This is a genomic window from Mesorhizobium subarcticum (assembly GCF_055456085.1).
This window is the reverse complement of the sequence record NZ_CM144237.1, coordinates 3,803,076-3,814,287: the sequence shown is the minus strand read 5'-3', so window position 1 is coordinate 3,814,287 and position 11,212 is coordinate 3,803,076. Positions and strand designations below refer to the sequence as shown.

Annotated in this window: 13 protein-coding genes; 2 read left to right on the top strand and 11 right to left on the bottom strand. The window is 61.8% G+C overall.

The features are described from left to right. Positions 1 to 33 precede the first annotated feature (33 nt). Both ACZYHG_RS18665 and ACZYHG_RS18660 read right to left on the bottom strand, forming a co-directional pair. On the bottom strand, positions 34 to 477 hold the full coding sequence (locus ACZYHG_RS18665; protein WP_464609817.1) for a CHRD domain-containing protein: 444 nt from the start codon (positions 475 to 477) through the stop codon (positions 34 to 36). Between the two features lie 156 nt (positions 478 to 633). Then, on the bottom strand, positions 634 to 1,917 hold the full coding sequence (locus ACZYHG_RS18660) for a cystathionine gamma-synthase family protein (protein ID WP_464609816.1): 1,284 nt from the start codon (positions 1,915 to 1,917) through the stop codon (positions 634 to 636). Between the two features lie 121 nt (positions 1,918 to 2,038). On the opposite strand from ACZYHG_RS18660, the gene ACZYHG_RS18655 reads away from it, so the two are divergent. After that, complete coding sequence (locus tag ACZYHG_RS18655) at positions 2,039 to 2,497, top strand: Lrp/AsnC family transcriptional regulator (protein WP_027029765.1); 459 nt, start codon at positions 2,039 to 2,041, stop codon at positions 2,495 to 2,497. A 46-nt stretch (positions 2,498 to 2,543) separates the two neighbouring features. On the opposite strand, the gene ACZYHG_RS18650 is transcribed toward ACZYHG_RS18655, so the two are convergent. The 4 genes from ACZYHG_RS18650 to ACZYHG_RS18635 all read right to left on the bottom strand — a co-directional run bounded on the left by ACZYHG_RS18650 (position 2,544) and on the right by ACZYHG_RS18635 (position 6,736). Further along, positions 2,544 to 3,515, bottom strand: a complete 972-nt coding sequence (locus ACZYHG_RS18650) for an ABC transporter substrate-binding protein (protein WP_464609815.1) — start codon at positions 3,513 to 3,515, stop codon at positions 2,544 to 2,546. 41 nt (positions 3,516 to 3,556) lie between these two features. Next, the gene (locus tag ACZYHG_RS18645) at positions 3,557 to 4,711 is read right to left on the bottom strand and encodes an ABC transporter permease (protein ID WP_464609814.1); all 1,155 of its coding nucleotides are present in this window, start codon (positions 4,709 to 4,711) and stop codon (positions 3,557 to 3,559) included. Then, entirely contained in the window at positions 4,708 to 5,586 is an 879-nt protein-coding gene (locus ACZYHG_RS18640) for an ABC transporter permease (protein ID WP_464609813.1), read from the bottom strand. The genes ACZYHG_RS18645 and ACZYHG_RS18640 overlap by 4 nt, the downstream gene beginning before the upstream one ends. Positions 5,587 to 5,944: 358 nt before the next feature. Next, entirely contained in the window at positions 5,945 to 6,736 is a 792-nt protein-coding gene (locus tag ACZYHG_RS18635) for an ABC transporter ATP-binding protein (RefSeq protein ID WP_464609812.1), read from the bottom strand. A gap of 128 nt (positions 6,737 to 6,864) precedes the next feature. Here ACZYHG_RS18635 and ACZYHG_RS18630 point away from each other — a divergent pair, with 128 nt between their 5' ends. Further along, complete coding sequence (locus tag ACZYHG_RS18630) at positions 6,865 to 7,269, top strand: cupin domain-containing protein (protein WP_464609811.1); 405 nt, start codon at positions 6,865 to 6,867, stop codon at positions 7,267 to 7,269. Between the two features lie 17 nt (positions 7,270 to 7,286). On the opposite strand, the gene ACZYHG_RS18625 is transcribed toward ACZYHG_RS18630, so the two are convergent. From ACZYHG_RS18625 to ACZYHG_RS18605, 5 genes are all read right to left on the bottom strand, one after another. After that, positions 7,287 to 7,664, bottom strand: coding sequence for a hypothetical protein (locus ACZYHG_RS18625; protein ID WP_464614729.1), 378 nt, complete (start codon positions 7,662 to 7,664; stop codon positions 7,287 to 7,289). 23 nt (positions 7,665 to 7,687) lie between these two features. Continuing rightward, complete coding sequence (locus tag ACZYHG_RS18620) at positions 7,688 to 8,059, bottom strand: hypothetical protein (protein ID WP_464609810.1); 372 nt, start codon at positions 8,057 to 8,059, stop codon at positions 7,688 to 7,690. A gap of 2 nt (positions 8,060 to 8,061) precedes the next feature. Further along, positions 8,062 to 9,513 (bottom strand): dihydropyrimidinase, encoded by a 1,452-nt coding sequence (gene hydA / locus ACZYHG_RS18615; RefSeq protein ID WP_464609809.1) that lies wholly within the window; start codon positions 9,511 to 9,513, stop codon positions 8,062 to 8,064. 92 nt (positions 9,514 to 9,605) lie between these two features. Beyond that, positions 9,606 to 9,962: a hypothetical protein gene (locus ACZYHG_RS18610; RefSeq protein WP_464609808.1), complete on the bottom strand. Its 357-nt coding sequence runs from the start codon at positions 9,960 to 9,962 to the stop codon at positions 9,606 to 9,608. Beyond that, positions 9,959 to 11,209: a Zn-dependent hydrolase gene (locus tag ACZYHG_RS18605; RefSeq protein WP_464609807.1), complete on the bottom strand. Its 1,251-nt coding sequence runs from the start codon at positions 11,207 to 11,209 to the stop codon at positions 9,959 to 9,961. Before ACZYHG_RS18605 ends, ACZYHG_RS18610 begins: the two co-directional genes overlap by 4 nt. Between the last annotated feature and the right edge of the window lie 3 nt (positions 11,210 to 11,212).

Genomic DNA, 11,212 nt, shown 5'->3' with positions numbered 1-11,212 from the left:
TCACCCGCCCCTTTTGTGTAGGCGCGGCTTGCGCTACTTCGCTGCCTCGATCTGGCCGCGGATTTCGCCATCCTTGTTGGCGGCGGTGTGGACGTTGACGTAGTAGTTGCCGGCCGCCAGGTCAGCGGCCTGCGCGTCCGTCAGTGTTTCCGAACCCTTGAGAGGGCTCTTGAGCTTGCCTTTGAACGGGATGACGGGCGCTGCGTTCGCACCCATCGCCGCCGGCCCGTGAATGTGCGCGGCGATCGCCGGCCCGCTGAGGCCGGAATATTTGACGTTCCAGCTGAGCTTCTTCTTGGTCGTGTCGAAGGTGAACGTGGCGGTGCCTTTGCCCTTGGTGGTGACGGGTGGGTTCTGCTGGCTTCCATCGAGCGTCGCCTTGTATTTCACCACCTCGGCCATGGCCGGTGAGCCAAACATAAAAGCGGTCGAAATGGCCAGCGCCGAAAGCACTGGCAGGAAAGAGTGTGTGCGCATGAAGTCCTCCGATTAGATTTTCACATACGTCACGCCCCAACCGAGGCGCGCGCATGCTTTAAGCGCAACGGTTGGGCGGGGTAATGTATCCCGGCACACGTTTTTGTGATTGCCCGCACGATAAGGGCGATTCACCCGGCTTCCTGGGCCGAGAGCTCAGACCGCCGCCAGTGCCTGCGTCAGGTCGGCGATCAGATCATCGGGATGCTCGACGCCGATCGACAGCCTGACCGTGGTCTCAAGCACACCAATGCGCTGGCGCACGTCGAAGGGAATGCCCGAATGGGTCATCGCCGCCGGATGGCTGGCAAGCGACTCCGTACCGCCGAGGCTCACCGCCAGCTTGAAGATCTGCAAATTGTTCAGAAAGGCGAAAGCCGCCTTCTGTCCACCCCTGATGTCGAAGGAGAAGGTCGAGCCGGCGCCGCTGCATTGCGCGCGATAGGCGTGCGCCGAAGGTGTATCCTCGCCGAGGAACGGCAGATAATGCACCTTCTCGACCTTGGCATGGTCGCGTAGGAATTCCGCGATCACACGCGCATTGTCGTTGGCCCGTTCCATGCGGATCGACAGCGTCTCCAGCGAGCGGCCGAGCATCCAGCAGGAATGCGGGTCGAGCTGGGTGCCGATGGCGCCGCGCAACGCCTTGATTGGCTTGGTGACCGCCTTGCTGCCCATGGCCGCACCCGCGATCAGGTCGGAATGGCCGCCGACATATTTGGTCAGCGAATAGACTGAGACATCAGCGCCATGTTCGATCGGCCGCTGGAACACCGGACCAAGCAGCGTGTTGTCGCAGACGATGATCGGCGTCGAGCCTTGGATGGCGCCAATCTCGTCGGCGATCCTGCGCATCAGCGCGATGTCGACCAGGCTGTTGGTCGGGTTCGACGGCGTCTCGATCAGGATGACCGAAACACGCCCCTTCGCGACCGCGGCATCGGCTGCCACCCGCACCGCCGTCTCGTCGACACCATCGGCAAAGCCGACAGCGCCGATGCCGAAGCCGGAAAGCGTGCGCGTCAGCAGCGTCTCGGTGCCGCCATAGAGCGGCTGCGAATGCAGGATGACGTCGCCCGGGCGGGCATAGGCGAGCAGTGTCGTTGCGATCGCCGACATGCCCGAGGAAAACAGGATGCAGGCATCCGTCCCCTCATAGATCGCCAGCCGGTCCTCGACGATCTCGCTGTTGGGATGGTTGAAGCGTGAATAGACCAGACCCGACGCGGTGCCGCTCGGCGGCTCCTTGCGGCCGGACGTGTAGTCGAAGAAGTCGCGCCCCTCCTCCGCCGATTTGAACACGAAGGTCGAGGTCAGGAACACCGGCGGCTTGACAGCGCCCTCGGAAAGCTGCGGATCGAAACCATAGCTCAGCATCAGCGTCTCCGGATGGAGCTTGTGGTTGCCGATATGGGTTTTCGACGGACGTGGCGCGGTCATGGCTTTTCCTGCTTCTGAAAGGTTTCGTGCCGCAATTTATGCGATCCCGATCGGCCAGTCCTTGCTATTTTCGGCCTTGCATGGCTGCATCCAAGCAACAAATGGCCGGGAGCGATAAAAAGTGCAGCAGAAGATAGCCGACGATTTCGACCTCAGGATTCTCAGGGAATTGCGAGCCGACGCGCGCATCACCAACAATGAGCTTGCCGAGCGCATTGGCCTTTCGCCATCCCCTTGCCTGAGGCGCGTGCGGCGGCTGGAGGAGACCGGTGTCATCAGAGGCTACACGACGCTGGTCGATCCCGCCGCCTTCGGCTGGAGCATGGTCGCCATCGCCACCATCCGCCTCAGCCGCCAGAACGAGGACGAGATCGTCATGTTCGAAGACGCGATCCGCGGCTGGGAAGAAGTGCTGGAATGCCACCTCGTCACCGGTTCGCGCGACTATGTGCTGAAGGTGGTGACCGGCAGCCTCGAACAATATGAACGCTTCATCAAGGAGAAGATCGCACGGCTGAAATGCGTCGCCTCTATCGAGACCAGCTTCGTCATGAACACCATAAAGGAACGGCGCCTCTGACATTTTGTCAAAGGCGCCGCTTTCGAAATCAGGATGACTGGTAGGCTTACTTCACGGCCTTGTCGGTGATGGCGGTGGTGTAGGCGCCTTTCGGCTCCTTGGTGATGATCTTCTGGTCGAGCAGCGCCTTGGCGGTGCGCTCGTAGGTCGCCGGATCGAGCTTGCCGTCGGCATTGTCGATCAGCTTGGCGACTTCGCTCATCATGCGCTTCTGGTGGTTCTCGTCCTGGCCGCCGCCGTCCATGACAATGCTTGCCGCTTCGTCATTGTTGTCGACGGCGTATTTCCAGCCCTTCATCGAAGCGCGCACGAAACGCACCATCTTGTCCTCGAAGGCCGGATCCTTGAGCTTGTCTTCCGAGGCATAGAGGCCGTCCTCGAGCAGGTCGTTGCCCATCGCCGAGTAGTTGAACACGGTCAGCTGTTCCGGCTTGTAGCCGGCGTCGATCAGCTGCCAGTACTCGTTGTAGGTCATGACCGAGATGCAATCCGCTTGCTTCTGGATCAGCGGCTGCACGTCGAAGCTCTGCTTGAGCACGGTGACGCCGTCCGGGCCGCCTTCGGTCTTCAGGCCGAGCTTGTTCATCCAGGCGTAGAACGGATATTCGTTGCCGAAGAACCAGACGCCGAGCGTATGGCCCTTGAAGTCGGCTTCGGTCTTGATCGGGCCATCCTTCGGGCAGACCAGTTCCATGCCGGCCTTCTTGAACGGCTGGGCGATGTTGACAAGCGGCACGCCTTTTTCGCGTGCGGCCAGCGCACCGCCCATCCAGTCGACGATGACATCGGCGCCACCGCCGGCAATCACCTGCTCGGGCGCGATATCAGGGCCGCCCGGCTTGATGTCGACATCGAGGCCCTCGGCCTCATAGAAACCCTTGGCCTTGGCGACATAGTAGCCGGCAAACTGGGCCTGCGTGACCCATTTCAGCTGCAACGTCACCTTGTCGGCGGCAATTGCCTGGAACGCGGCCAGCGACATCACACCGGCCAGAACCGGAATAATCAGTTTTTTCATTCTTTTACCCTCTGAAGTTAGTGCCCTTAAACCCACCGCCCCTATCCACCACGGACAGAGGGATGCCAAAACGTGACGGCTCTTTCGACAAGAGCGACCACGCCATAAAAGACCGAACCCGCAAGAGCTGCAACTGCGATTTCGGCCCAGACCATGTCGATGTTCATCCGCCCGACCTCGGTGGAGATGCGGAAGCCCATGCCGACCACGGGCGTACCGAAGAACTCGGCGACGATGGCGCCGATCAGCGCCAGCGTCGAATTGATCTTCAGCGCGTTGAAAATGAAGGGCGCCGCAGCCGGCAGCCTGAGCTTGATCAGCGTTGGCCAATAGCCCGACGCATAGGTGCGCATCAGGTCGCGCTCCATATGGCCGGAAGCGGCAAGCCCGGCGACCGTGTTCACCAGCATCGGAAAGAAGGTCATGATGATGACGACAGCCGCCTTGGACTGCCAGTCGAAGCCGAACCACATGACCATGATAGGTGCGACGCCGATGATCGGCAGCGCCGAAACCATGTTGCCGATCGGCAGCAATCCGCGCCGCAGGAAAGGCACGCGGTCGGCGAGGATCGCGGTGATGAAACCAGCGCCGCTGCCCACGACATAGCCGAACAGCACCGCCTTGAAGATGGTCTGCCGCACATCGGCGCCGAGCACCGGCAGGGAGTTGGCGATCCGCACCCCAATCGCACTCGGCGGCGGCAACAGGATGAAGGGAATGCCGGCACCGCGGGTGACGGCTTCCCAGATGATCAGGATCCAGGCGCCGAAGATAGCCGGGATGATCAGGCGCAACGCCGTCCGCTCAGAGCTGCCAAGAGGCCGCAGTGATGAAAGCACCGCTACGCAACGCCAACCGAGCAACCACGCTGTCGCCAGCAGCAGGAAATATGGCGCCAGTGCCGTGCCTTCGAAACCGGCAATGCCCGAGATCAGCAGCCAGGCGACGAGATGGGCGCCGATGAACAGCACCACGGCCTCCGCAAGCGGCGCAATCCTGACCATCGAGATCAGTGCCGCCAGCACGGCCAAGCCGAGCATTAAGCCCTCCGTTCCGAGATAGGGGTAGTTGATAGCAGCCGTCGGGTCGGCAAGGGCTGCCGCTTCCGGTTTCGACATTGCGCCGAGCGCGATTGCAATCACGCACAGCACAATGGTCAGCACCGCTTGCCAGGAGGGCTTCAGCCAGTTCATGCCGGCCTCCCGCCCATGGCGCGGTCGACGAGGCGGCCAGCAATGCCGACCACCATGACCAGCAGAGCCGCCACGATCGAGCCGGCGACCAGCGCCGACCAGATGTCGATGGATTGGCTGTAATAGGCGCCGGCGAGCAGCTTGGCGCCGATGCCGGCGACCGCACCGGTCGGCAGTTCGCCGACAATGGCGCCGACCAGGCTTGCCGCCACCGCCACCTTCATCGAGGTGAACAGGAATGGCACAGAGGCCGGTACACGCAGCTTCCAAAAGGTCTGCATACGACTGGTATTATAGGTGTGCATCAGGTCGAGATGCATGATCTCGGGCGAGCGAAGCCCCTTCACCATGCCCACCGTCACCGGGAAGAACGACAGATAGGTCGAGATCATCGCTTTCGGAATCAGGCCACTGATGCCGATCGCCCCCAGCACGACGATGATCATCGGTGCCACCGCCAGGATGGGAATCGTCTGCGAGGCGATGATCCACGGCATCAGGCTGCGGTCGAGCGTTGCCACATGCACGATGCCGACCGCGATGATGATGCCGAGCGCCGTGCCGAAGGCGAAGCCGAGCAGCGTCGAGGACAGCGTCACCCAGGCATTGTAGGCGAGGCTGCGGTTCGAGTTGATCGGCCGCAGAAACGTGTTCTCGAAGAAATTCACCGCCACCTGATGCGGCGCCGGCAGCGTCGGCTTCGGCTGCGACAGCGTCTTGCCGATGAGCTCGCTGAAGGTGGAAGTCTCATTGGCGCGGCGGTCAAGATCGCGCTGGAACGGGGCGTTGAGGATGACGGCGAAAACGTACCAGAGGATGACGACGCCCAACAGGATGGAGGTGACGGGCACGAGCTTGTCGCGGAAGGTGTCCATTTAGCGGGCCCTTCCCAACCGCAACTGCAGAAAGCGGCGCTGCCGGTCTTTCGTCATCCTGGGGCGGAGCGACGCGAAGCGTCGCGCAGACCCTAGGATCCATTCCGTGACGTTGGCCGAGGGGTATAAGCGGTCGAGAATGTTCGCCTTCCAACGCACTGCGTAGGGAGCACCGTTTTGCACCGCTGTGGAGCGTCGAGGTAACGGCATGAATCCTAGGGTCTGCGCCGCGTCGCTTCGCTCCTTGCTCCGCCCTAGGATGACGAAGGCGCGGGTGGCCGCCCCCTCACCCGACCTCCGCTTCGCTCCGGCCACCCTCTCCCCGGTGGGGAGAGGAGGAACCCCATCCTGCCCGCCCTCAATCATCATAGCTATGCCCTGCCCTCAAGCCATCGCGCACCCGCGCGGCGATCGCCAGAAACTCCGGTGTCTCTCGGATGTCGAGCGGCCGCTCCTTCGGTAGCGTCGATTCGATGATGTCGCTGACCCGGCCAGGTCGCGGCGACATGACGACGATCCGCGTCGACAGATACACAGCTTCCGGAATGGAGTGGGTGACGAAGCAGATGGTCTTGTTGGTCCGCCCCCACAATTCCAGCAATTGCTCGTTGAGGTGGTCGCGCACGATCTCGTCCAGCGCGCCGAACGGCTCGTCCATCAACAGAAGGTCGGCATCGAAGGCCAGCGCGCGCGCGATCGAGGCCCGCTGCTGCATGCCGCCCGACAATTGCCAGGGATATTTCTTCTCGAAGCCCGAGAGGTTGACGAGGTCGAGCGTGCGCTTGATGCGCTCTCCCTGCTCGGCCCTGGACAGGCCCATGATCTCCAGCGGCAGGCCGACATTGCGTTCGATGGTGCGCCAGGGAAACAGGGCTGCGGCCTGGAAGACATAGCCATAGGCGCGTTTCTGGCGTGCCTGTTCGGGTGTCATGCCGTTGACCGAGATCGTCCCCGAGGTCGGTTTCTCCAGGTCGGCGATGACGCGCAGCAAGGTGGTCTTGCCGCAGCCAGAGGGCCCGATGAAGGAGACGAACTCCCCCTTGCCAATCGTCAGGTCGACATTGGACAGCGCCTGCACCGGCCCGTCATTGGTCTGGAAGGTGAGGCCCAGTTTGCTTGCCGCGACGACGGCTGGCGAAGTCCCGGTCATCGGCTACAGCCTGCCTGTTCCCGCCCCTGCGCCGGCTGGAATCCGATTGCTTTTATCGCGATGTTGTTTTCCACTCGCCCGGTCCCATTGGTCTTTGTTCCACTCAATCGACGCCCGGAGTTTCCCCGATGTCGCCCAAACCCACTTGTCATCTTATCCGTCCTGAAAGCACTTATGAAGGCAAGCAGGGGTTGACCTATTTCGCCGGCATTGCCAAGGAGTTGGTCGGCTCGTCGGGCATCTGCATGCATGTGCTCACCTTGCCGCCCGGCGCGCGCGCCAAGGCGCATCTGCATGAGAACCACGAAACGGCGATCTACGTGCTCACCGGCGAGGTCCATACCTGGTATGGCGACCGGCTCGAACACCACATCGTCGTCAAGGCCGGCGACCTCTTCTACATCCCGGCCGGCGTGCCGCATCTGCCGGCCAATCTGAGCAATGCTGCCTCTTCGGCCGTCATTGCCCGCACCGACCCCAACGAACAGGAAAGCGTCGTCCTGCTGCCGGAACTGGATGCGCTGGTCGCCTGACGCTGACGGGACCGCCGTCATTTGCACCGCGCGACTTCCCCCATGACGTTGCCGTCCGCATCGGTGATCGTCAGCTTCTTGGCGTTCTTGGCGCTGTGTTTGATGGTGAACGTGGTTGGCTCCTGTCCGTCTTCGCCTTCCGCCTCACATGTCGCCGTCACCACCAACGATCCATCAGCCTGCGCTTGCGTCTTCGTGAAGGTGCAGGCGCTGGCGGCGGTGATCAGTTCCTTGTCGGTCAACAGCAGCATCTGATCGGCGGCGACTTCCTGGCCGTTGCGGTTGATGCAGCCATATTTGTCGCCGTAGGGCTTGGACAGATCAATATTTGCCGCGAAAGCCTGGCCAGCAGCCAAAACCACAACCATCGCAACACACAGGCTAACACCACGCATGCTCATTCCCCCATTGCCCAAATTTAGGAACATGATTGCAGCGGCCCCAGTTCCTCAAGGCCGGGAATGGTGACGAAGAAGCCATCCTCTCCCTTGTTGGTGACCACGATGGTTTCGGTCGTCGTCCCCGCCTCACCCTCGGCGGAACAGGTAGAATTCATGGATTGCGCACCCAGCACCACCGTCAATTGCTGCGCGAAGCGGCAGCCGCTGCCATAGGTCTCGATGCCTTCCGCCGTCAGCAGGATGTACGCGTCGCTATCCTGGTGGCCGGCCTTCACGCCGGCACAGCCTTCATCATTGCCCCAGAAGCCGGCCAGCACGCCAGCCGCGGTCGCCGGACCACCGGCAACCGTCGCCAGGACCAAGGCGATGAGCGCGGCGGATCGCGCCAAGCTCAGACGCCTGTCGCCGGAATGCCTGACCGTTCCACCTTGCGCGGCGCGGTGATGTCCTTCCACGTCGACAGCGCCCGGTTGACCGCCGCATTCGGCTCGCGGCCGACGAACTGGCCGTGGCCCGGCTTTGCCTTGACTTCGGCCTCCTCGATCGACAGTTCACCGCGCGAAAACACAAAGCGCGGCAAGCCGGTCACCTCGACACCTTCGAAGACGTTATAGTCGATGACCGACTGCTGCTTCTTTGACGAGATCGTCTTCTTGCGCAGGGGATCCCAGACGACGATGTCGGCATCCGCGCCTTCGACGATAGCGCCCTTTTTCGGATACATGTTGAGGATCTTGGCGATGTTGGTCGAGGTCACCGCGACGAACTCGTTCATCGTCAGCCGCCCGGTGTTGACGCCCGTCGTCCACAGCACCGGCATACGGTCTTCGAGACCGCCGGTGCCATTGGGGATCTTGGTGAAATCACCGATCCCGTTGCGCTTCTGCTTGGTGGTAAAGGCGCAATGGTCGGTCGCCACCACTTGCAGCGATCCGGCCTGCAGGCCGGCCCACAGCGAATCCTGGTGCAATTTGTTGCGGAAGGGCGGGCTCATCACGCGCCGCGCCGCATGGTCCCAGTCCTTGTTGAAATACTCCGTCTCGTCGAGTGTGAGGTGCTGGACCAGCGGTTCGCCGAACACCCGCATGCCCTTCTGGCGCGCCCGCCGAATGGCCTCATGTGCCTGCTCGCAGGAGACGTGCACGACATAGAGTGGCACGCCCGCCATGTCGGCGATCATGATGGCGCGATTGGTCGCCTCGCCCTCCACTTCCGGCGGGCGTGAATAGGCGTGGCCTTCCGGACCGTTGTTGCCTGAGGCAAGCAGCTTCTGCGAGAGTGCCGCAACCACGTCGCCATTCTCCGCATGCACCAGGGGCAGCGCGCCAAGGTCGGCGCAGCGCTGGAACGACGCGTACATCTCGTCGTCATCCACCATCAGCGCGCCCTTGTAGGCCATGAAATGCTTGAACGAGGTGATGCCCTTGTCGACGACAGTTGCCATCTCGTCGAACACCTGCTTGCCCCACCAAGTGATGGCCATGTGGAAGGAATAGTCGCAGGCAGCCTTGGACGTCTTGTTGTCCCACATCTGCAGGGCTTCAAGCAGTGATTGCTGCGGCGCAGGCAGGCAGAAATCGACCACCATCGTGGTGCCGCCGGCAAGGGCTGCCCGCGTGCCGGATTCGAAATCATCCGCCGAATAAGTACCCATGAACGGCATTTCGAGATGGGTGTGCGGATCGATGCCGCCCGGCATGACATAGCAGCTGGTGGCGTCGAATTCATGGTCGCCATGCAGGTCCGAGCCGATGGCGACAATCTTGCCGTGCTGCATCAGCACATCGGCTTTCCACGTGCGGTCGGCGGTGACGACCGTGCCGTTCTTGATGACTTTGGTCATTGTCTTGTTCCCTTGTTCTCTTCGCGCTTCTTTATGAGCGCTTCAGTTGATCCACATGTCAGGACAGCCACATGCCTGCGCAAGATTTCCGATCATTTTCGCGATTGTGATTTACCACCGCGAATTTTGTCGACAACCAATCTAAGGTGATCGGGACCGGCCATGACCCGAGGGCCTCGCCAGACCGGCCCAATGTGCCATTTCTCATTATTATCCATTGTCATTTCAAAGCCAGATTCCAGCTCTGCTGCGTGGTTCGGAAGAAACTGCTGCCGAAGCTCACCAACTTGAACCTGCACCTGATCTTTACCCCAGTCATCATGATCCGGCTCATGACAGCTTAGCGACACGTCATTCGAAAAAGCTACGTACTTTACTTGTCGAATACCCTCGAACACATGTTTGCAGACGAAGGCGCGCGCGTTATCAGGGAGGTCAGAGAGCTTCACTCCACGATTCCCGCCGTCTCCACCACCGCGTGGAACAGCACGTCGGCCCCGGCACTCGCCCATTCCTTTGTGATCTCTTCAGCCTCGTTGTGTGACAACCCGTCAACGCAAGGGCACATCACCATGGCGGTCGGCGCGACGCGATTGATCCAGCAGGCGTCGTGGCCCGCACCCGAGACGAGGTTGCGGTGCGAATAACCGAGCCGTTCGGCGGCGTCACGGATCGCCTTGACGCAGCCAGGATCGAAGGTCACCGGGTCGAACGCGCCGACCTGTTCGACCTTGTACTGGATGTCGAGCGCCTCGCAGATCGTGTCGATGCCTTCCCGGATGCGGCCGTCCATCGCGTCCAGCACTTCCTTCTCGGGCGAGCGGATGTCGATGGTGAAGACGGTGCGACCGGCGATGATGTTGCGCGAATTGGGGAAGACCTCCATGTGGCCAACCGCGCCGACGGCGTCCGGTTGGTAGTCCATGGCGATCTCGTGCACCAGTTCGATGACACGCGCCATGCCGAGCCCGGCATTGCGGCGCCTCGGCATCGGCGTCGAGCCGGTATGCGCCTCCTTGCCGGTCAGCGTCACCTGCAGCCATTTCAGACCCTGGCCGTGGGTGACGACACCGATGTCGATGTTTTCGTCCTCGAGGATCGGCCCCTGCTCGATATGCAATTCGAAGAAGGCGTGGATTTTTCTGTCCCCGACTTTCTCGGTGCCCTTCCAGCCGATGCGTTCCAGCTCCTCGCCGAATTTCTTGCCGGCCTTGTCGGTGTGCGCATAGACATCTGCCTGATCGAGCACGCCGGCGAAAACGCCGGACGCCATCATCGCCGGGGCAAAGCGCGAGCCTTCCTCGTTGGTCCAGTTGGTGACGACGATCGGATGTTTGGTGTTGATGCCGAGATCGTTGAGCGAACGCACCACTTCCAGCCCGCCGAGCACGCCGAGCACGCCATCATACTTGCCGCCGGTCGGCTGCGTATCGAGATGGCTGCCGACATAGACCGGCGGCAGGCTGGGGTCGGTGCCTTCGCGGCGGGCAAACATGGTGCCCATCTCGTCGAGGCCCATTTCCAGCCCGGCGGCCTCGCACCAGCGCTTGAACAGATGCCGGCCCTCGCCGTCCTCGTCAGTCACGGTCTGGCGGTTGTTGCCGCCGGCAATGCCGGGGCCGATCTTCGCCATGTCCATCAGCGAATCCCACAAACGGTCTGAATTGATTCGCAGATTCTCGCCGGGTGCGGCCATTCA